Source organism: Mucilaginibacter sp., from assembly GCF_039925265.1.
Lineage (GTDB): Bacteria > Bacteroidota > Bacteroidia > Sphingobacteriales > Sphingobacteriaceae > Mucilaginibacter.
On record NZ_JBDSZG010000007.1, the window covers coordinates 113,890 to 136,550 of the forward strand.

15 protein-coding genes are annotated in these 22,661 nt (G+C 46.1%); 6 read left to right on the forward strand and 9 right to left on the reverse strand.

Annotated features, from left to right (window positions below; all coding sequences use genetic code 11):
• Positions 1–5 precede the first annotated feature (5 nt).
• The 7 genes from ABIX36_RS01725 to ABIX36_RS01755 form a co-directional block, all read right to left on the reverse strand.
• The gene (locus ABIX36_RS01725) at positions 6–1,478 is read right to left on the reverse strand and encodes a rubredoxin (RefSeq protein WP_348080433.1); all 1,473 of its coding nucleotides are present in this window, start codon (positions 1,476–1,478) and stop codon (positions 6–8) included.
• Positions 1,475–4,984 (reverse strand): molybdopterin-dependent oxidoreductase, encoded by a 3,510-nt coding sequence (locus ABIX36_RS01730; RefSeq protein ID WP_348080434.1) that lies wholly within the window; start codon positions 4,982–4,984, stop codon positions 1,475–1,477. Before ABIX36_RS01730 ends, ABIX36_RS01725 begins: the two co-directional genes overlap by 4 nt.
• A gap of 19 nt (positions 4,985–5,003) precedes the next feature.
• A complete protein-coding gene (locus ABIX36_RS01735) occupies positions 5,004–6,311 on the reverse strand; it encodes an MFS transporter (protein ID WP_348080435.1) in 1,308 nt (435 codons plus the stop codon).
• Between the two features lie 36 nt (positions 6,312–6,347).
• A complete protein-coding gene (locus ABIX36_RS01740) occupies positions 6,348–7,220 on the reverse strand; it encodes an ABC transporter ATP-binding protein (RefSeq protein WP_348080436.1) in 873 nt (290 codons plus the stop codon).
• 31 nt (positions 7,221–7,251) lie between these two features.
• Entirely contained in the window at positions 7,252–8,037 is a 786-nt protein-coding gene (locus ABIX36_RS01745) for an ABC transporter permease subunit (RefSeq protein ID WP_348080437.1), read from the reverse strand.
• 75 nt (positions 8,038–8,112) lie between these two features.
• Positions 8,113–9,330, reverse strand: a complete 1,218-nt coding sequence (locus ABIX36_RS01750; protein ID WP_348080438.1) for a CmpA/NrtA family ABC transporter substrate-binding protein — start codon at positions 9,328–9,330, stop codon at positions 8,113–8,115.
• 26 nt (positions 9,331–9,356) lie between these two features.
• Positions 9,357–10,964: an alginate export family protein gene (locus ABIX36_RS01755; protein ID WP_348080439.1), complete on the reverse strand. Its 1,608-nt coding sequence runs from the start codon at positions 10,962–10,964 to the stop codon at positions 9,357–9,359.
• A gap of 429 nt (positions 10,965–11,393) precedes the next feature.
• Here ABIX36_RS01755 and ABIX36_RS01760 point away from each other — a divergent pair, with 429 nt between their 5' ends.
• Entirely contained in the window at positions 11,394–12,089 is a 696-nt protein-coding gene (locus ABIX36_RS01760; protein ID WP_348080440.1) for a Crp/Fnr family transcriptional regulator, read from the forward strand.
• On the opposite strand, the gene nirD is transcribed toward ABIX36_RS01760, so the two are convergent.
• Together nirD and nirB are read right to left on the reverse strand one after the other, a co-directional pair.
• Entirely contained in the window at positions 12,090–12,440 is a 351-nt protein-coding gene (gene nirD / locus ABIX36_RS01765; protein WP_348080441.1) for a nitrite reductase small subunit NirD, read from the reverse strand.
• A 114-nt stretch (positions 12,441–12,554) separates the two neighbouring features.
• Positions 12,555–15,050 carry a nitrite reductase large subunit NirB gene (gene nirB, locus ABIX36_RS01770; protein WP_348080442.1) on the reverse strand — a complete coding sequence of 832 codons (2,496 nt, stop codon included), beginning with the start codon at positions 15,048–15,050 and terminating at the stop codon, positions 12,555–12,557.
• Positions 15,051–15,340: 290 nt separating this feature from the next.
• Between nirB and cobA the strand changes: the two genes are divergently transcribed.
• The 5 genes from cobA (at position 15,341) to ABIX36_RS01795 (ending at position 22,634) form a co-directional block, all read left to right on the forward strand.
• The gene (cobA, locus tag ABIX36_RS01775; protein WP_348080443.1) at positions 15,341–16,129 is read left to right on the forward strand and encodes a uroporphyrinogen-III C-methyltransferase; all 789 of its coding nucleotides are present in this window, start codon (positions 15,341–15,343) and stop codon (positions 16,127–16,129) included.
• Complete coding sequence (locus tag ABIX36_RS01780; protein WP_348080444.1) at positions 16,083–16,430, forward strand: hypothetical protein; 348 nt, start codon at positions 16,083–16,085, stop codon at positions 16,428–16,430. The genes cobA and ABIX36_RS01780 overlap by 47 nt, the downstream gene beginning before the upstream one ends.
• 90 nt (positions 16,431–16,520) lie before the next feature.
• A complete protein-coding gene (locus tag ABIX36_RS01785) occupies positions 16,521–17,339 on the forward strand; it encodes a helix-turn-helix domain-containing protein (protein WP_348080445.1) in 819 nt (272 codons plus the stop codon).
• A 39-nt stretch (positions 17,340–17,378) separates the two neighbouring features.
• Positions 17,379–18,902 carry an FAD-dependent monooxygenase gene (locus tag ABIX36_RS01790; protein ID WP_348080446.1) on the forward strand — a complete coding sequence of 508 codons (1,524 nt, stop codon included), beginning with the start codon at positions 17,379–17,381 and terminating at the stop codon, positions 18,900–18,902.
• Between the two features lie 117 nt (positions 18,903–19,019).
• The gene (locus tag ABIX36_RS01795; RefSeq protein ID WP_348080447.1) at positions 19,020–22,634 is read left to right on the forward strand and encodes an ABC transporter permease; all 3,615 of its coding nucleotides are present in this window, start codon (positions 19,020–19,022) and stop codon (positions 22,632–22,634) included.
• Positions 22,635–22,661: the final 27 nt, after the last annotated feature.

The window sequence follows — 22,661 nt, forward strand, 5'->3', positions numbered from 1 at the left end:
TATCGCTAAAGTGAAGCCGAATACGAGAATTTGTTTCCCTCTATTAAAACCGGTTTAAACGCGTCTTTCGTCGATCCGCAAACCGGGCATTCGTAATTAGTTAAACCGGCAAATGGCACACCAGGCGAAATGCCGTTGTACTCATCACCATAGGCCTCATCGTAAATGGTTAGGCAATCGCTGCATTGATGTAAGGTGGTACCTTTGGCTTCGGGTGCCTCGTCGATGGGAATGGTAGCTACCTGCTTTAATTCCGTACTTTGCCTGGCATAAAACTCACTACAAAGCGCCATCAGATGTACGCTGAGTTCATTAGCCGGAACCCCTTGGCGGTACACGATCACTTCCTTGGTATTGGGGTTAAAATCCTGCGTATGGGATATTTCGTACAGATCGGTGCCGCGTACGCGGATAATGATAGACCCGTAAAGACCTGATTTTGGCGACCGCTTTATTACAAAGCTAAGGCGATAAGTACGCAGGTCGGCCTCCTCAAATTCTCGCACCAGTTGTTGTTTAAGCTGCAGGCATTGGCTGCACAGGTCCTCTACCTGCCAGTTGAGTTCGTTGGATGCGTGACGGATATTCACCCGGTATTTATTAAGGATATTGCCCCATAAAGGGCGATCGGCGGGTTCGATATTTTTGATCAGTAAAGATTTCCAGGGGCTGATGTATAACTGTCCTATACGGGTTTGCATACATAAATTACAAATTTCTTTTAACAGTTCAATAGCAAAAAGCTCATCGCGGCGATATATACCCAGCCAGTATTTGTTGCCCTGCTTGTTAAAACCTTCGTAATACGGTAACTGAAAATCGGGCAGTTTTAACGGCTGATCTATCTGCTGGATCACAAAATCACGGTCGGCAGTTACCATTTGATGCAGCAACAATGAGTTGATCTCAGGCTGATCATAAAACAGCTGCTTATTGGCAAATATCAATTCCTCTATCGCTTTGGCTACTGCGGGGATATCCTCAGAATAAATTAAAGAGGGCCAGCTATATACAACATTGGTTTTAGGGTACCTGATCTGCAGATACCAGTAATTACTTACCGATGATGCTATAAAATTAAGGTTGCCGGTAAAAAAAGGAGCAAAGGTTTGGCTGCTATCAACAATGTTTATTTTGAGGAGAGGCTTATAATCAAACAAGTCGAAAACATCCTTGTAAACACCCTCCTTCAACCAGTTCTCCTGGTTAAAAATACCGTCGGCAATGTAAGAGCTTACAATGTTGGGATATTCGGCGGTGTTCGCTTCATAATCAACACCGGCGTTCAGCAGTTCAGTATCCAAAGCCTCCAGCTCATCGCCATCGATCTCGAAATACAATTGCTGGCGGTTGCCAAACCGAATATGCGTGGCATGAGCATTTTGGGCCAATACCAATATTTCATACAAATCACCGGCGGCAACTACGCCACCCGGTAAATTTATTTTGATCTGCTTTTTATTGTTGCTTTGCATCATACCGCGCTAACTGTTTGCATTTCTTCCAGTAACCGTTTTACCTCGGGCTTGCAACTGCCACAACCCATGCCGGCACCTGTGGCTGTGCAAAGGCTGGTTAAATTATCGCAGCCCGCGTTTATTTTGTTGCGGATATTACCCGCACCTACGTTGTTGCAGCTGCAAACCAGCTTACCTAAAACAGGCTCGGCAGTTTTGCCGCTGCGAAGCAGCTTTAGTCGTTTATCGCTCAGTTCAGTTTTGTTGGCTATCAGTTCCTTAAATTCTAAAAACTCGCTTTTGTCGCCCACCAATATGGTGCCTACCAACTTATCCTGGTGGATGATGCATTTTTTGTAATAGCGCTTGGCCTTATCAATAAATACGATCTCCTCATAATCCTTATCGTCCGGGCAGTCAGACAAACCAATACTGCACAGGTCGAACCCGTGGATCTTGATGATATTCATGAACAGGCTGCCTTTATAATAGCTTGCAATATCACCGTTCATATAAGCGGCAACCACTTCTGCCTGTTGCTCGGCGGCGGCGGTTATGCCGTACAAAGTTCCGTTAAATTCGGCTATCTCGCCAATGGCGTAGATGGATGGGTCGCTGGTGAGCAGGCGTTCATTTACCAAAACGCCGCGCTTGCAATCCAAGCCACAATCTTTGGCTATCTCCAGGTTGGGCGTGGTACCAATGGCCAGTATCATGGCATCGCAGTTTATTTTGCGCCCGCTCCTTAGCCCTATGCCTGTTAATTTGGATCTGCCGAAGAACAGCTGCACCTCATCATCGTAAAAAATATCGCAGCCCTGGTCGGCCATTTCCTCGTGCAGCAACCGGCTGCCCAATTCATCAAGCTGCCGGTTTAAAAACCGCGAAGTTCGCTGGATAATGGTGATGGTGATACCGATCTCGCGGAGCGAGGCGGCCATTTCCAGCCCTAACAAGCCGCCGCCAACAATAACCACATGCCCGCCCCTGGGCACGTGCCTTTTAAAGTTATCGGCATCGTTACGGTTACGCATAGTAAATATACCGGGCAGCGACGGTACGTTTTTGGGGACAGATGCCCGGCTGCCGGTTGCCAGCAGCAATACATCGTAATAAGTTTTTACGCCACGGCTATCTATCACGAATTTGTTTACGCGGTCTATTTTTTCTACGCTTACGCCGCGCAGCAGACGAATATTGTAGCCCGGTTCTTCCTCATCGGTCATTTTAACCAGTTGCTCCCAGCGCTGCTCGCCGCTAATATAATCGGGCAGCATTACCCGGTTGTAGAACGGAAAATCCTCCTTGCTAAAAATGGTGATCTCATCATCTTTATTCAGTTCCCGGTACGATTTAACGAAACCATAAGACCCGGCCCCGGCCCCAACCACTACAATCCGCTGGAAAGGCTTTTTATATTTTTGAACGCTTACCGCGCAATACTTAAAATCAGGTTCTTTGGAAATAGGGTCTACCGCATCGTTGGTTAAGTTGTTTACGCGGTTAAGATCATTACCCAATATTTTACCCCAATGCATCGGCATAAACACTACGCCTTGTTTTATTTCTGCGGATAGCTTTGCCTTTACCCTTACCTCGCCCCTGCGGGATGTAATAACCGCTACCTCGCCCTCTTTGATGCCCAATTGCGCGGCATCCTGCGGGTGGATCTCTAAGAACGCTTGCTTAATGTGCTGGTTCAGCTTATTAACCTTACCTGTTTTGCTCATGGTGTGCCACTGATCGCGGATGCGGCCGGTGGTAAGGATAAACGGGTAAGTGCTATCGGGCAGTTCGCTGGTCAGGGCATCGGGCACGGCGCTAATGATGGCGTTTTTATTTTCGGTATAAAAGCGTTTATCGGTGAATAAACGCGGTGTCCCTGTTCCCTTTTTTGCTTTATAGGGCCATTGTACAGTGCCCTGTTGTTTTAATATCTCGTAGCTCAGCCCGCTAATGTCAATGGTTGTTTTCGCGGTGAGTTTGGCATGTTCGGCATAAATTTCGGCTGCGTTTTTAAAATCAAAGCCTTTATAGCCCATTTTTTGTGCAAAGCGACAAATGATCTCGCTATCGGGCAGCGCCTCGCCGGGTGCATCTAAAATCTTTTCTAAATAGCTAATGCGCCTTTCAGAGTTAGTCATAGTGCCCTCCTTCTCGGCCCAGGCAGCGGCAGGGAGTATCACATCGGCGTAAGCCAAAGTTTCGGGCTTATTACTCACCTCCTGTACCACCACAAACTTCGCTTTTTTGAGCGCCTCCTCTGCCAAACGTACATTGGGCAAGCTGGTAAGTGGGTTGGTACACATTATCCAGATGGCTTTTAAGCGGCCATCGTTCAGCGCCTCAAACATCTCGATAGCGGTAAGCCCCGGCTTGGCGGCAATTTCTGTCCCACCCCAAAACTTTTGTACTTCCGCACGGTGCAGCGGATTGGCCAGGTTGCGATGAGCGGGCAGCAGGTTGGCTAACCCGCCAACTTCGCGCCCGCCCATTGCATTTGGCTGCCCGGTTAATGATAGCGGGCCCGAGCCCGGCTTACCAATGTGCCCGGTTATTAAATTTAGGTTTATAAGGCTTAAATTTTTGTTTACCCCAATGCTGCTCTGGTTTAGCCCCATCGTCCACATAGAGATAAAGCCTTTGGCCTGCCCTATGTATTGGGCGGCAAGGCGAATATCGCGTTCGGGTATGCCGCAGATCTGTGCTGCTTCGGCCACGCTGCGTTCAAATACCAAGCGACTGTATTGCTCAAAGCCATCGGCATGGTTGGTGATAAAATTCACATCGATATCGCCATTTTCTATCAGCACACGGCCAATAGCATGATTAAGCGTAATATCGGTACCCGGGGTCAGCTGCAGGTGCAAGTCGGCAATGCCGCAGGTATCGGTGGCGCGCGGGTCTACCACAATGATCTTTACGCCCGGGTTGGCTGCCTTATGCGCTTCTACCCTTCTCCATAAAATAGGATGGCACCAGGCCGGGTTGGCACCTGTTACATAAAAGCAATCGGCAAGCTCAATATCATCGTAGCAAACCGGTACGCTGTCCTCGCCCAAAGCTATTTTATAGGCGGCCACCGCGCTGCTCATGCACAGGCGCGAATTGGTATCAATATTATTACTGCCGATGAAGCCCTTCATCAGTTTGTTCACCACGTAATACTCCTCGGTAAGGCATTGCCCCGATGCATAAAACGCGACCGATTCGGGCCCGTATTTTTGAATAAAAGTTTTAAAAACCGCTGCTGTACGTGCCAGGGCATCATCCCAGCTTACCCTTTGTATAGGCATGCTTTTGCTGTAACGCATTTGCGGGTACAGCAGCCTGTCGGTTTTATCGTTAGCGGTGTAGTGCAGGTTTAATCCCTTGCTGCAAAGCATTCCCTTATTTACCGGGTGATTTGTATCACCCTCCAGCGTTATACTGCCGTTTTTTTGCTTATTGATAACAACGCCGCAACCCACCCCGCAATAGCAGCAGGTACTTTTTTGAGTATGAGCGGATAGTTTTGCTTTAGACATTGTTATCAAATAGTATTTGTTAAGCGATGCTTGCTTCTAAAGCAGGCTCTTCGACCTGTTTTAGAAGCAAGGGTTGTTTCTGAAACCGGGTGATGAGTACAATTACCGATACCGCGATAACCGCGTAACCGATATAGGTAAATGCCTGTACGTAAGTAATAGATTCCGACTTGAATAAAAAGCCGAACATCATACCTCCAAGATTCCCGCCGGCACCCACAATCCCGCTTACCAGTCCTACATTTTTAGCGTTTACAAATGGCACAATGCCATAAGTGGCACCGTTAGACATTTTGAGGAACAGCGCGAACGTTAGCATAGATACAATAGCCATTACCAGCGAACCCGAATGAGCAAACAGTACCAGCCCGGCACCTTCCAGCAACAACACGCCGGCTAATAACAAGCCTTTGCCGCGCATACCGAATTTGCCGCCTACTTTATCTGATACGATACCGCCCAGCGCACGGGCAAAAATGTTCATGAAACCGAAGATACCGGCCCAGAAACCAGCCGAGCTTTGCGAGAGTTTAAAGGTATCTACAAAGTGCAGCGATGCTACGTTATCAAAAGTGATCTCCATACCAAAGCACATGGCATAAGCCAGGGTAAGTGCCCAGATGCGCCAGTCGCCAAGGATAGACCAATCGGTTTTTGCGGAGTTTGCTTTGGTGTAGCCAATTTCATCGTAATTACCGTTAGGGGTATCCTTAGTATATCTCCAGTATAAAAAAGCCATAACCAGCATCATCATCCCCGGCACTATCATGGCGTAGCGCCAGGCTTCTGCTTTGGTATATCCAAAACCAACAATGGCGGCAAATATTACCGGCATCAGCATATTGGTTACCCCGCCGCCCAGGTTACCCCAGCCACCGGTTACCGCGTTTGCCGTGCCCTTTATGTTCGGCGCAAACATCATAGAGGTATGAAACTGCGTAATAACAAACGATGCCCCAATAACCCCAATAGCCAGCCTGAACAGCAGGAAAGAAGTATAATCGTGTGCCAGGCCTACCAAAAACACCGGCAGGCAGCCAACCAGTAAAAGCCTCACCGCTGTTTTGCGGGGGCCCCAGGTATCGCAAAGCTTGCCAATAATCAGGCGGGCGATAATGGTAGCAGCCACCGATGCGATAATAGTATTACCCACCTGCCCTTTTGTTAAATGTAGTTCGGCGCGGATGGTAGGCATCAGCGGTGCCAGGCCAAACCAGCCAAAAAAGCACACAAAGAACATGAGCCAGGTGGTGTGGAAGGTGCGCATTTGCACCCCGGTTAACGAGAATATTTTGAGTTTGGTAAGTGGTTGTGCCGTTTGATTCATGATTGGGCTGTTTTGTTTTTTTTGTTAATGCACCTGTTATATATCCGCGATAGAAAACTTATCTATCAACAGGTTTAGTAATTTATCGTGTATTTTAATATATGCGGGGTCGTGTACAATATCCTTTTTATTGCGGGGGCGGCTCAGCGGTATGTCAACAATTTCTTTGATGGTAGCCGCCGGGCCGTTATTCATCACCACTACCCTGTCTGATAAAAATATGGCTTCTTCAATATCATGCGTTACCATAATGATGGTCTTTTGCCTGTTGTCCATCACCCAAAGCTTCAGCAATTCGATATGCATACTGCTTTTTGTTAAAGCGTCGAGCGCGCCGAAGGGCTCGTCAAGCAACAGTATTTTGGGATTGATTGAAAAGGCACGTGCGATGGCAACGCGCTGTTTCATACCGCCCGATAGCTGGCCGGGTAACTTGTCCTTATGCTCCCATAAGTTAACCATTTTAAGGTTGGTTTCCACCAGTTCCGTTTTTTCGGCCGATGTTTTGTCTTTCAATGCGGCATCAACCGCAACATAAATGTTTTTATAAACCGTAAGCCAGGGGAGCAACGAATAGTTTTGAAAAACTATCCCCCTATCCGGCCCGGGTGAGGTTACTTTTTTGCCATTAGCAAATACTTCGCCACTGGTAGGCTTTACCATGCCGCTTATGGTGCTCATCAGGGTTGATTTGCCGCAGCCCGAGTGCCCTATCAGGGCCACTATTTCGCCTTTACGTACCGTTAGATCTATCTCCTTTACAGCGGTGTATACCCCTTTAGGAGTTTTAAAGCTAACGGTAACATTGCTTATTTGGATGCTAACCGGTTTAATATCCTGCTCAAAAAGCTCTTCGGTAGTTACCGAAACGCCTTCCTCTGTTAGTGATATGGTTGATGCTTTACTCATAAATTATGTTTTAAAAAATGAATCTTAATTTTTAAGCCGCGTATGAGAATTTCTTTTGCAGCCAGGTGAAACACATATCCAGCAGGGAGCCTACTATTCCTATGATAATTATCGCCACCAAAATTTTGGCTACGCTGCCCCCGTTAAATCCTTCTTCCCAAACAAAATTGCCCAGCCCTATTCCGCCTGATAGCATTTCGCCGGCAACTATAACCATCCACGCAATACCAATAGAGAGCCTGAGCCCGGTAATAATATGTGGCAAACTAAAGGGCAACAGTATTTTGCTGAGGTAGCTCCAGGTAGAAAAACCGAAGGCTTTGCTCACGTTTTTATGATCCTGAGGGATATGGGATGCGCCAAAAGCGGCGTTAATTAACGTTGGCCAGATACAGCAGATAAAGATCATGAAGATGCTGGCCTTTGGCGAGTCCTGAAAAATGGCCAATCCAAGTGGGAACCAGGCAAGCGGCGAAACAGGTTTTAAAATTTGCACCATCGGGTTAATAATGCGCATGGCTATTTTGCTGCTGCCCATTATAAGCCCAATAGGTATAGCGAACAGGCTGCCTAAGCCAAAACCAATACCCACGCGGGCCAGCGAGCTTAGCAGCTTGGTCATGATACCTTTCTGGTCGGCATCATTTTGAAAAGGTTGCTGTATCACCTCTTTAAATACCGCCCAGGTAGCCAGTGGCGTTGGGATCTCGTTTTTGGTAAGCTTGGCTATCAGGGCCCAAATACCGCCCATAATTACCATGCCTGCCACAAAATACATTACCGATACCGCTGTTTTTATCGAAAATAAATTCTTCATATCATTTTAAGTTTTTTAGCAAATTTTGCCGGGATAAACAGCACCCGGCAAAAATCTACCTCAATTAACTACTAACTATTTTTTTGAACCTGCTATGTATGGCGCAGGATTTTTCGGGTCGAATACGATCGTCTCCAAATTGGTTTTAAAGGGTTTCATATCCTCCTGTATGGGTACGGCCATGCTTTTGGCAACCTCGTTGTACAGGTCGCTCATAATTAATTTTTGTGCTACTGCATTATAATCCGGTGCATTGCTGATCATGCCAAAACGCATATACTGAGCCATAAACCATATACCGTACGATAGCTTTGGCGTATTTACCACACCGTTATTGTAAAACATCATATAGTCGTCTTTATACTTTTGTACGCCCATATCGCAGCCAATTTCTGTAGAACCCATTAAGCGGGCCTCAATTACCTGTACCGGCGCATTTACATAATTTGGTTTGCTTAGCAGCAGCGCCGCTTTTTTACGGTTGCTCATCACATCAAGCCATTTACAGGCATCAATAAGGGCCTTCATTACATTTTTCAGGTCTTCCTTATCGGTTTCGGCGAAAGCTTTATTAGCTACAAGCGCTTTTTCGGGATGGTTTTTCCAGATATCCTGACTGGAGATCTGTGTAAAGCCAATACCCTGGGTGGCAGCTACGCCATTCCACGGTTCGCCTACGCTAAAACCTTCCATATTATCAACCCGCATATTAGCTACCATCTGCGGCGGCGGTATGGTGATAATACCAACCGATTTTGAATTAACGCCGCACGCTGCCAGCCAGTTACGCAGCCATATATCATGTGTGCCTCCCGGGAACGTCATGGCAAAGGTTACCTCTTTGCGCGCTTTTACAGATTTAATGGCCGCCGATACTTTTTTAATATCTCTGAAACCAACCAGTCCACAAAAATCTTTAGAAAGCGTAATGGCCTGGCCGTTATTACTCAGTATCATGGCTATCTTCATTTCAGACCCGGCCTTGCCGCCTATGCCTGTATAAACCGAGAACGGCATCGAGAAAAGGCAATGCGCGGCATCCAGCTCGCCATTTAAAATTTTATCGCGGATCACCGCCCACGACGCTTCTTTAGACAGTTGCACATCAACTCCGTACTTTGCAAAAAAGCCCATCTCTTTTGCAATAACCAGGGGAGCACAATCTGTTAATGGAATAAAACCCAGTTTAATAACCCTTTTAGGTGGCCTGGCGGCAGCGCCGCTTGCCAGGATCAGTATGCACAAGCTCAACAACAGTGCGGGCTTGCAATATTTTTGTATGTATATATTCATTGTAGGGGTAGTTTATGTTGTTTAAATTATTGTTTAATGGCAACCGGTTTGGCGTAAAAAAAGTCGGGAGTGAATTTTATCATCACATATGCCCAGGTGGCAGTTTTATTAAATGTGGCCGCAGTAGCATCGTTTACTGCCTGCGCTTTAGCAAAGGGTAGGTTATCGGTACCTTTCATCAGCGAGTAACCAAATTCTATATTGGTAAACTTGTTTGCGGTATAACTGAACAGTAGATCGCCTTCTTTACCCAGGTTTTTGCCAATAACTGTTCCGTCGGCCTTTTTCATATCCTTGTTAAGTGAAAACGAATGCAGATCGAGCCCTAAAGCGAAAGTATTTGCGGTGTATTTGAATTTTAGGTAAGGGTTGTTTAACCCGCCCTTAGGCGCTCCGGTGCCTGCATAAAAATAATCCATGTAGCCCCAAAACTTGTGCGGGGTGCCGTACAATGGGTCGAATGAGTTGTTTTTTCCTGCTGCGATATCAGAAGTTGAAGTGCCCGAAACTACATCGTAACCCGGCGTTATGCTGAAAAGGCCTTTTTGATAGGTGGCCGCTATAGTATAATGATAGGCGTTCATCTTTTTCTCGTCTCTATCTTTACCAGATTGGCGGTAGTAGGCAGCCTGCACAGCTATCTTACCAAAACCCGATGCGTTACCTATTGTAGGGCTAAGCATTAAACCATAAGTATAACGCCTGTTAATACCATAATCATAGGTATCGGCAGCCCCATTCGGTACAAAGCGACGGCCATAAACATATCCTGTGGCTGCGGCTCCTACCGAATCCAGGCGGTATTTGCCAAAATTATCGTTGAAAAGCAATATCGATAGCTTAGTTTGATCGATTTTTTTGCTGATGTATAAGCTGGTGAACGACTTATAATTTTGCGTTGCACCATTAGTACCCGCGGGGTTGGTAAACACCGGCGTTCCTGCTTTTGAACTGTTATTTGCCGCACTGCCACCGGTTGCTAACGGAACCATGCCCGCCGGAAGCGGTACAAGCGTACCTGCGCTGTTTTTAATATAAGCTGGCAAGTTACCCGGCAAATAATTACTGTTGGTTATACCGGCGGCATCGGTATTTTGGTTGTATGCAACGCCAAGGTCTACCTGCCAGCCGTGGTGCACTGCCTTTAATAAGGCCATATCGTGTTGGCGCGCCTGCTGTAGCCAATCGAGGTTACCAATAAGGCGAGAATCGTCGTAGATCAATTCCTGCCGACCTATTTTTAAGGTAAGCATGTCTAATAACTTGAATCTTACATTTGTATCGGCTTTGTTTGCCAGGGTTAATTCTGCCCAGCCCTCGTGCAGCATAAAGCGGTTTCCATCTGCCAGCGATATGGTAGAAGCATCGGCGCCCCATACGCGTATATCCTGTACACTAACGCCAAAGGTTAGCAGATCCCATTTGTAGCCAAAATTTAAGCGTGTGCGTTGCGAAATAAAGTTGGCATTTTTTGCGCCTTTTAGTACAAGGTTACCATAGCCGTTGCGGTCTTCGGCGCGTACGCGCAGTTGCCCAACCAAGCTAAACTGAGCCTTTACAGTGGTAATTTGAAAACTGCCGATAATTAAAAATACGGCAAATATTATGATTTTATAACGTACATTTTTATACATTTGGTTTGGTTTTTTATTTGTTAAAGCGATTAAAAACTGTTTAACCCTGTCTGGGAATGCGACCTCCCGGCAGGGCTTTTTTGTTACTTTTCTATTTTCATCATAGGCAGGGGCTATTGCTGTTTTTTTAAATGATTTATTATTATAAATATATCATAATTAATGAATAAAAGCAACTTTCATAGTTTTAAAATCAATTTTTATGATTAAAATCATACAATAAGTCATTTTTTATCAAAAACCTAAATAACTATCAATAAAAATTGCTCAAAATATAGTTTTGATAATTTTACAGCCATACAAAAGTGTATTTTTGATTAAAATTTTATGATGTAATTAATATTTTACATGCATATCACACTAAAAACACTAAGAAAACACCTATTTTTTATAATTTAGCTCACAAAAAGCGCGAAAACAGCGAAACAAATGAAAAAAAACACCCAGTGCGATAACCAGTCATGCTTTTTGTGCCGAAGCTGCGTAAAGGAGTGGCTGCCAGCGGTTGCCGCCAACAAAAAAAACTTTGTTGCCAAGAAAGGGCAGGTGATTTTTAGCGAAGGAGACCCGGTTACTGGCATTTATTTTGTTTACGAGGGCAATGTAAAAGTACACAAGAAATGGGGGGCCGATAAAGAGCTCATTATTCGCTTTGCTAATAAAGGCGCCATTTTTGGCCACAGGGTACTGGGCAAACAAGCTACCAATTACCCCATCTCGGCCACCGCTTTAGAAGAAAGCCTGATATGCTACGTAGATATGGAATTTTTTGAGGCCAGTTTAAAAGTAAACCCAAGCTTTACTTATGATCTGATGTTATTTTTTGCCGAGGAACTGAAAGAGGCTGAACGTAAAATGCGGAACCTGGCGCACATGTCGGTGAAGGGGCGGGTAGCGCAGGCGTTGATATCTCTTCAAGAGCAATTTGGAACAAACGAGCAGGGGCATGTAAATATAGAACTAACGCGGCAGGACCTGGCCTCCTACGCGGGCGCTACCTACGAAACCGTTTTTAGGGTGGTTAATGAAATGATACAGGAGGAAGCCATTATTGCTAACGGCAAAAAAATAAGCATCACCGATACGGCAAAACTATTTGCTTTAACACAGGATACTAACCTGTAATTAATCAACCCCTATAAAAACCTTGCCGTTCTCCACCTTTACCGGGTAGGTTTTAATAACCATATCGTCTTCGCCAAGGCATTCGCCGGTAAGCAATGAAAATGTTTTTTTGTGAAACGGACAAGCTACTTTTGGCTCGCAGCTTTCGCCGGCGCTACCGATCATCCCGCGAGAAAGCGCCATCTGCTGTTTATGCGGACAAAGATTTTGGGTGGCGTACCATTCGCCGCGACGGCTAAAGTTAAAGATGGCAATTTGCTCGTCGCCATGTTTAATACACGATCCGCCATTATCCGGCACATCATCCACATAGCAAGCCAGTATCCAGTTAGTTGTTAGCGCTGTTTCCATTGTTTTTATATTTATCAGGTGTCAATTTATGTTAACCCAACTCAAACATCAAATTATTGATTATCAAATACTTATAAAGTAAATATTGAAATTATGTTAAGCTATGTTAACCCTCTACCACTCTTTAGCCCGTACCTGCTCGCGCATGGGTTCAAATTGGGCGTGCGGGTCTTTTTCTTCGGGCGCGTTTATAAAATGCGAGAAGCGTTTGCGTGCGGTCGGGCTTTCTATCACTTCCTTCCATTCGCAATGGTAGGTGTTTACCAGGGCCTGCATTTCTTCTTCCAGCTGCTCCGCCAAACCCAAACTATCATTAATAACCACGTTTTTTAGATAACTCATCCCTCCATCCAGTTTGTTTAACCAGGTTGCGGTGCGGGTAAGCTGATCGGCAGTTTTGATATAGAACATCAAAAAGCGATCGAGATATTTTATAACCGTTGCGTTATCAATATCTGTGGCAAGTAATTGCGCGTGTTGCGGTTTAGAACCACCATTGCCGCACACGTATAAGTTCCAGCCTTTTTCGGTGGCGATGATACCAAAATCTTTAGATTGCGCTTCAGCACATTCGCGTACACAGCCGCTTACTCCGCCCTTTATTTTGTGCGGCGCACGAATGCCTTTATACCTGTCTTCAATTTCGATGGCGAAGGTTACACTATCGTGCAACCCAAAACGACACCAGGTACTACCCACGCAACTTTTAACCGTACGCAGGGCCTTGCCGTAAGCGTGCCCGCTTTCAAAACCAGCGTCAATCAGTTCTTCCCAAATTGCCGGCAGATCATTCAAATGCGCGCCGAACATATCTATACGCTGGCCACCGGTTATTTTGGTATACAACCCGTATCGTTTAGCTACCTGCCCAATTACTATCAGTTTATCGGGTGTAATTTCTCCGCCGGGAATGCGCGGCACTACAGAATATGTACCACCTTTTTGGATGTTAGCCAAAAAACGGTCGTTGCTATCCTGTATCACTTCCTGCTTTACAATTACATCGTTCCATAAGCTGGAGAGAATACTGGCCACAACCGGCTTACAAACTTCGCAGCCATCACCTTTACCATAATGATCAAGCACCAGGTCGTAATTCTTCAAGCCGTTTATTTTCACCAGGTCAAAAAGCTCCTGGCGCGAATAATCAAAGTGTTCGCATATTACATTCTTAATGTATTGGCCATTGGCCTTCATCGTTCCGGCAATCAGGTCTTTTACCAGGGGCACGCAGCCACCGCAACCGGTACCGGCCTTGGTGCATTTTTTCATGCCATCCATATTGGTAATGCCCTGCTCATTTACCGCACCGCAAATTGCCGCTTTGGTAACCGCCTCGCATGAACAAATAAGCGCGTCATCGGGCAGGTTCATTACACCCGCGCCTTCGCTGGCCGCACCACCGCGCGAACCCAGGATCAAATCCTCCGGATCGGGCGGCAACACAATTTTATTATTTACGGTTTGCAGCAACATATTGTAAGCTTCTGCTTCACCTATTAATATACCACCCAAAAGCTGCTTACCATCGTTGCTGATGTTAATGCGCTTGTAAATGCCTTTATGCGTATCCTCAAACAATATGGTACGGCAGTCAGGTTCAGTTATAAAAGCATCGCCGAAACTGGCCACATCAACACCTATCAGCTTAAGCTTGGTGCTCATATCGTAACCGTAAAAAGATTTATCGGCTTTTGTTAAATGCGCGGCAACAATGTCGGCCATTTCATAACCAGGCGCAACCAGCCCGTATATCATGCCTTCGTAAAGGGCACATTCGCCAATGGCGTAAATATGCTCGTCGCTGGTTTGCATTTTTTCGTTCACTATAATACCACCACGGGTACCCACATGCAAACCGGCGAGTTTTGCCAGTTCATCGCGCGGGCGGATCCCCGCCGAAATCACCAGCATATCTACCACCAGCAGGCTGTCATCGTTAAAACGCAGGGCATCTATCTTTTTATCGCCCACTATAGCGGCTGTACTTTTATTTAAATGAATATGCAGACCCAACTGGTTAAGTTTCAGCTGCAGCATGTTGCTACCTGCAGAATCAATCTGCCTTGGCATCAACCTTGGCGCAAACTCAATTACATGCGGCTCGGCTATACCCAGATCCATCAAGGCCTTGGCAGCCTCCAGCCCCAGTAAGCCGCCACCCATTACCGCGCCCGACTTTGCCGTAGCCGCACAGGCCTTGATCAATTCCAGATCTTCTATAGTACGGTAAACAAATACACCTTCTTTTTCTATCCCCGGGATATCGGGCACAAATGCAGAGGAACCGGTAGCTAATACCAGGTAATCGTAATGCAGCGTTACGCCCTGTAAAGAATGGATGGTTTTTTGAACACGGTTAATTTCCTGGATAGGATCGCCAAGGTGCAGTGTGATACCATTATCGGCATACCACGAATGGGTAGAGAGCGAAAGATCGTCGGCAGATTTACCGTTGAAGTATTCGCTGAGATGCACCCTATCATAAGCATGGCGGGGCTCTTCGCCAAAAACAATTATTTGGAACTGTGATGAGCGGGCCAATAGCTTTTCGCAAAACTTGTAGCCTACCATGCCGTTTCCTGCAACAATAATGGTTGGTTTTGACATTCTGATATTTTTAATATGTTAAAGCAATTTTTTTAGAGCAAAATACATCGAATTGCGACCTTAAATGCATTTACATCACAATTATAACTTAAAAAAACATCAAAAAGAAATAAAACATCAATTTTTTATTAAATAAATCATGCTATTTTAGTTTTTTATCCTTAAATTAGAACAATTAATATAATATAAATCATTTTCAGTTGTCTTTTAATTACATTTTCATCTAAAAAGACCCATTAAATGATAAATAGATTGATAAAATTCATTTTTTGACGCTAATTTTTTACGAAATGCAAAATAAATCAACAAAACCCGAATTATTTGTGATGGGAGCCGGCCCGGGAGACCCGGACCTGATAACTGTAAAGGGATACAAAATACTACAGCAAGCCAACGTAGTATTATATGATAATCTGGCCAACACCGAATTACTGGCGCTTTGCCGCGAGGATTGCGAAAAGGTGTACGTTGGGAAGCGCCCGTATGGCGATTACACCCCACAGGAAAACATCCACGAGCTGATACGCCACTATGCTTTCACCAAAGGCATGGTAGTAAGGCTTAAAGGCGGCGACCCGTTTATCTTCGGGCGTGGTTTCGAGGAGATCATCTATGCAAGGCAGCATGGCATTAAAACACATTTCATCCCGGGCATTACCAGTATGCAAGCATCCGGTTTTGAGGATATTCCCCTCACCCATCGCTCGGTAAGCGAAAGCGTATGGATGATAACCGGCACCAAGAAGGATGGCAGACTATCAGCCGATCTGAAACTGGCCATGCAAAGCAATGCCACCGTAGTTATATATATGGGCATGAAAAAACTGGCGGAGATATCTAAAAGCTATGTAGATGCCGGCTTTGGCAATACCCCGGCTGCTATTATTCAACATGCATCGCTGCCAAGCCAGCGTAGCGCGGTTGGCATGGCCCGCAACCTGGAATGGCTGGCAGAGCAACATCAATTAAGCTACCCTGCTATTATTATAATAGGCGATGTGGTAACCGTTCAATCACAAGAAATATTATGTTATGAAGATAAGGATAAAGGGCAATTCGCTGCGGTACCGGCTTACTAAAAGCGATGTAGCCGCACTTGCCATGAACGGTTTCGTAGAAGAAGTCACCAATTTTGGCACCCAGGTGTTCCGGTATGCTTTGCGCCGGGGCATGGTCAATTCCTTATCGGCAACTTTTGAGGATAATACCATAACCATCCATATGCCCGACCAGATGATAGAGGAATGGGTGTATACCGACCGTATTGGCTTTGAAAACAGTAACAGCGCCATGTATTTATTGGTGGAAAAAGATTTTGTTTGCCTTGATAACGTAGCAGAGGACCAAACTGATAATTACCCAAACCCGTTATTGTGCTGATGAGCGCTATAACGTAAGCCTCCGCTTTATCTTTAGCAAGAGGTATTGATCTTCTTGCATCAGATACATCCAAATACGCTATCTTTCAAAATGCAGCACCAAGAATTTGAACCTCCTGAGGAGCTTCGGGATACCATAAAGTGCTTTTGGTACAACAGTAGAGATTCCGGGGAGCAACCATCTGCGTTTGAGGTACAACCCGATGGCTATGCCGAAATTATCTTTCACTTTGGCGACGGCTGTAGCATTTCTACTAACGAAGGCCTGAAGCCACTGCCATCCCCATTTTTGATGGGACTGCTCAATCAGCCTGTTAATTTTTACTCTAAAAACCGTTTAGAGATCATCGGTATCAGGTGCTTTCCCTGGACCGTGTTCGATTTGCTCGGCCTATCACCCGATAAAAACGGGGTGCGCGTATTTGAGCACCCTATCGCCCAACTCCAACCCACCCTGGCCAAACTGATTAGTGCTGAAAAGATAGATGAAGCGCTGACCGAGATAAAACAGTATTTCCTGAGTGCGAGGTCGCGGGTTGCTATTAACAGTATGCTATCTAAGGCGGGAGATGCCATGCGGGATGCTAAAGGCATTATGCCGGTAAGCCAGGTAGCGGCGGCGGCTCATGCAACGGTTCGTACATTGGAAAGAAAATTCAAGCAATCTTCCGGCTATACGGTTAAAGACGTAACCAGCCTGATGCGCTTTGAACAGGTGCGAAACCGATTATGGGCATATCCGGATTCAAACCTTGCCGGCTTGGCTCATGAGCTGGGTTATACAGATCAATCTCACCTGAGCAGGGAGTTTAAATGCTACAGCGGCACTACGCCTGCCGCATTCGCACGAAAGACAAAAAAAGGCAAACAGGCTTTAAGCACCGATTTTGTCGCGTTTGTACAAGCCTAAGGCAGGCCCGTTCCCGAATTTTGTGGCCTAATCATTTATATGAAAGCTACACAAAACCAAACTATACACGATGTGATCATTTCCGGCGCGGGGCCTGTAGGCCTGTTTCTCGCCTGCGAACTGGCCCTGGCCAAATGTTCCGTCCTGATACTTGAGAAGGCGCAAGATCCGCATTCCCCCATAAAACAAATTCCCTTTGGCATAAGAGGGCTCTCGGCACCAACAATTGAGGCGCTCTACCGCCGAAATCTGCTAAACCAGCTCGAATTACATAAACGCCTTAAAAACCCTCACCAAAACGCGGGAAGCGGGCGGCAGCGCCAGGTAGGGCATTTCGCAGGCATTCCATTTCACGAAGGTAATATCGACACCTCGCAGTGGGAGTATCGCCTACCGAGCTCTACCGATCCCAGTCTAATTTCTGAAATGCAGGAACTCGAAACGGTGCTGGGCAGCCGTGCCGAAGCACTGGGCGTTGAGATCAGACGGGGGATTGCCACTACCGGCTTCCATCAAAGCACCGATGAGGTAAGTATTCAAGCTGGCGACCAGTCATTTAAAGGTAAATGGCTGGTGGGTTGCGACGGTAGCCGTAGCGTGGTTCGCAAGGCTGGTGCTTTTGAATTCGCCGGTACGGAACCTGAATTTACCGGCTACTCCACCCGGATCGACATTGCCGACCCGCAGAAGCTGAGCCCGGGGCGAAACATGACACCAGCGGGTATGTACCTCCAATCGCAGCCTGGTTACGTGCTGATACAGGATTTTGATGGTGGGGCGTTTCACGGCTCAGAAAAGCCGATCACGCTTGAACACCTGCAGGAGGTTCTACGCCGTGTTTCAAATACCGACGTTACCATCAGCGCCCTGCATACCGCCACCACCTGGACCGACAGGGCACGGCAGGCCACTAACTACCGAAACGGGCGGGTACTTTTAGCCGGCGATGCCGCACACATTCACGCGCCATTGGGAGGCCAGGGGCTAAACCTTGGATTGGGTGATGCCATGAACCTGGGCTGGAAGCTCGCGGCAACCATTCATGAGAAAGCCCCGAAAGGCTTGCTGGATAGTTATTATACCGAACGTTATCCAATCGGCGCGCAGGTGCTGGATTGGTCACGTGCGCAGGTTGCCATCATGAAACCTGATCCCACTGCCCGCGCGCTGAACGCCGTTATCCGCGACTTGATGAACACGCGCGATGGAGCCACCTATTTTGCAGGAAGGGTTTGGGGTATTAACACGCACTACTATCTTGTCGGCAGTCACCCGCTAACTGGCCACAGTGTACCCAACTTTGAGATGGAAGACGGCACTAATATTGGTGAACTCATGCACGATGGTAAGGGCATACTGCTTGATTTTAACGAGAACACTTCCCAAAAGGCCTTAGGGGATAAGTATAACGATCAAATAAAGTACATTTCGGGCCGGGCGAAGGAGCAATTGGGCTTGAGCGCGCTACTTATTCGCCCAGATGGGATTATTGCCTGGGCATCTGCTGAAAACGGGGCGAACCTTGATGAACTTGAGGAGGCTATTGCTCGCTGGTTTGTTTGAAATCCAAATCGAACAGCCAGATGTCGCTTTCGTTACAGGAGTTGCAATAAATAAATCATTATTTATTGCAGATCAAAATTTACTAACTTGGAACAGAGATTGACGCAATAGAACAACTTGACTCCCTATACATTCCATATCACCCTGTACGACCTCGGTTTCCTCGGAACGGTATTTATCGGGCTTACTTTTTCCCTGCTTTTATGGTTTACCAAAAGCATCAATCAAGCCGCGAACCGTTTTTTGGCACTGGCAATGGTTACGATTGTTTTGTGGATAGTCAGGATCTTAGGCATTGATATCGGGCTATCCACTTACATGGCTAATTGGAGCGGTCTGCCGCTGCAATTTTCGCTGGCGCTTGGCCCATTGATCTTCTTTTATGTGCTTAAAATAATCCAGCCGGAATACAAATTTCGGCCTAAGGATCTGCTGCACTTTTTCCCGCTATTGCTGGAACTGGGCGCCGAGGTAATGGAGGTCAAGGCAAGTTTAGCCCTGCTTACGTTTGTGTCGGTCAGTGCCTATCTGTATTTGTCTAACAGGTTAATAGAACGCTTTTACCGGGAGCAAAAGTTTAACGGGAGCGACCGCCATCGGTATGAATTGAAGTGGCTGCGTAACTTACTGGCCGGTTTCGGCTTGTTGTGGCTGTTGTGGATCCCATTTGTAGCGATACACTATTTTTATGACCACCACCAGCCAGACCTCAGGGATTATTATCCGTTATATCTCCTTTTGGCGGCAATAACCATTTGGACGGCTGTTGTGGCTTTTTTAAGGCCGACGGCTGGCGTACAGGCCGCAACCCCCACCTTTTTAAAGCCCCCGCTCCCTGAGGACATGAAACATAGGGGGACTTGGTTAAAGAATGCCATGAAGGCTGGCCTTTATTACCAGGACCCGGAACTAAGTTTAAGCTCGCTGGCCGAAAAGCTTGAGCTGGGTCCGCATGAATTATCCCGCATTATCAATACTGCGCTCAAAAAAAGCTTTAACGATTTCATTAATGAATATCGCGTTGCGGATGTGGTTCAGAAAATGCAGACCCGGGGTTACGATCATATTACCCTGCTGGGTATCGCATTCGAATCGGGCTTCAATTCCAAAACTACTTTTAACCGCACTTTTAAACAAATAACCGGCATAAGCCCGGCCGAATATAAAACCGATCTGAAGAAAGAGCGCCCATCTTATAATTTGGGGCGTTATCCGCGGCTTACTGCGGTAGTTTCGTCTCAGGAAGCCAGCCAAAGGTGGTCTCCTGATAGATCAGATCGCATTTATATGTTTAAAAATTATTTCAAAATAGCATGGCGCAACCTAACGCGCCATAAAAGCTATACCGCTATTAATGTTATTGGCCTGGCCGTTGGTATTGCCGTTTGCATGACCATCTTTATCATTATCCAATACCAAACAAGCTTCGATAATTTTCACGCAAAGCAAGACCGCATCTATAGGGTGTTAACAGAATATCACCACGCGGAATCGGCAACTATTTCTTATGGGAAAGACCTCCCCTTCCCATTACCTGTAGGACTGAAAACTGCCTTCCAGCAAATAGAACAAGTAGCCCCAATTTTTGCAAGCCACGATGACCAGGTGCTGATACCCGATGCTAACGGCACTACCGTAAAAACATTTAAGGAGCAAAGGGGACTGTTTTACACGTCGCCCTCCTTTTTTAAAATATTCGATTTTCCGCTGCTTGCCGGTTCGTACGCCTCGTTAAAAGACCCCGACAACGTGTTCCTGACAAAAGAAACCGCTGAAAGATACTTTGGCGACTGGAAAACCGCCATGGGTAAAACCATCAAACTCCAAACGGGCGGCTTTATGTTTGAACACGGCACCGATGTACTGAAGGTGTCGGGCATCCTCGCAAGCGTCCCCGCAAATTCCGACTTTCAGCTAAAATTGGTTGTTAGTTTTGGCACAGGGTTTACCGGGGACTACCTCGCAAAATCTACCGAATGGAATGCAACCATAGCCGATTTTGGCTGCTATGTTTTGCTGCCGCCCAATGTTACTTCCGACGATCTCAATCAGCAATTGCGGGCCTATTCACAAAAGGTAAAATCTCCGGTAAATAAGGATACTCATATTATACAGCCACTAAGCGCGATACATTATGATACCCAGGTTAGCAATTACAGCAACAAAACCATCAGTCACCAATTACTAAATGTATTGTGGCTCATCGCGGCGTTTATCCTGTTAATTGCCTGCGTAAACTTTGTTAACCTCTCCACTGCACAAGCAGTTAACCGTGCAAAGGAAGTGGGCGTAAGAAAAGTTTTGGGAAGCAGCGATTCCCAGTTGCAGATCCAGTTCATTGTAGAAACATTTTTGATCGTAGCAGGTGCGGTGTTACTTGCAGCGGTCATCACCATTTTTGCATTGCCTTCTGTAAGCCGGCTTTTAGAACTTTCGCTGTCCTTCAATATACTCGGCAATCCTGCAATTATTTTATTTTTGCTGGCGGTAACCGTTGTGGTAACAGCACTTGCGGGTTTTTACCCTTCTATCGTTTTATCGCGTTTCAACCCTGTTAACGCCTTAAAGAGCAAGGTAACATCAAATACGGTAAAAGGGATTTCATTACGCCGGGGGCTGGTGGTGTTTCAATTCATTATCGCGCAGGCGCTTATTATCGGCACGCTCATCATTGTGCAGCAGATGAACTTTTTTATGGACCAACCCCTGGGCTTTGATAAAGATGCCATTGTGAATGTTCCTTTCCGTGTAGATAGCGTTCGCATCAGCAGGCTGGATTATTTAAGGAACCAGTTATTAGCCGTAAACGGCGTGCAGGCGATAAGCTACAGCTCCAACACCCCGGTTGAAGACAATAATGATACATGGAACACGCTCCGGTTTAACCATGCCATAAAAGAAACAGACTTTAAGGTGATCACCAAATTTGCAGACGAAGGGTATGTACCCGCTTATAAATTAACCCTGATAGCCGGAAGAAACTTGCACCCATCCAACATGACAAGGGAGTTTTTGGTGAATGAATCGCTGCTGAAAAGTTTAGGCATTAAAAAGCCGGAAGATATACTGAACAAAGAAATAAGTATATGGGATGATCAGATAAAATGTACCGTTGTTGGCGTGCTGAAAGATTTTAATAATAGGTCTTTTCGCCATGGACTTGCACCATTGCTTGTTACTACAAACGTTACCATGTACAACCAGGCCGGGATAAAACTGTCGACTAAAAACATTTCGGCTACAATAGGGTCTGTCAAAAAGATATTTGAGCAAACCTTTCCAGATTTTGTTTACGATTACCGGTTTTTGGATGAAAAGATAGAAAGCTTTTACAAACAGGAGAACCAGTTAGCGGCTTTGTATAAAATTTTTGCCGCTATCGCGATATTACTGAGCTGCCTTGGGTTATATGGTTTAGCCTCGTTTATGGCCGTGCAGCGGATAAAGGAGGTTGGCATTCGTAAAGTAATGGGTGCCACGGCGGGCAGTATCGTTTACCTGTTTTCAAAAGAATTTATCATTCTCATTGCCATTGCTTTTGCCATTGCTACACCTATTGCATGGTATTACATGTACCAATGGCTGCAGGATTATGTTTACCGCATCAACATTAGTTGGTGGCTATTTGCTGCAGGCGGGCTTGTTGCGATAATTATTGCGTTGGCAACCATCAGCTTCCAGGCAATAAAGGCGGCACTGGCAAACCCGGTGAAGAGTTTGAGAAGTGAATAGCAGCTGCAGGGGCACTAATTGCAATTG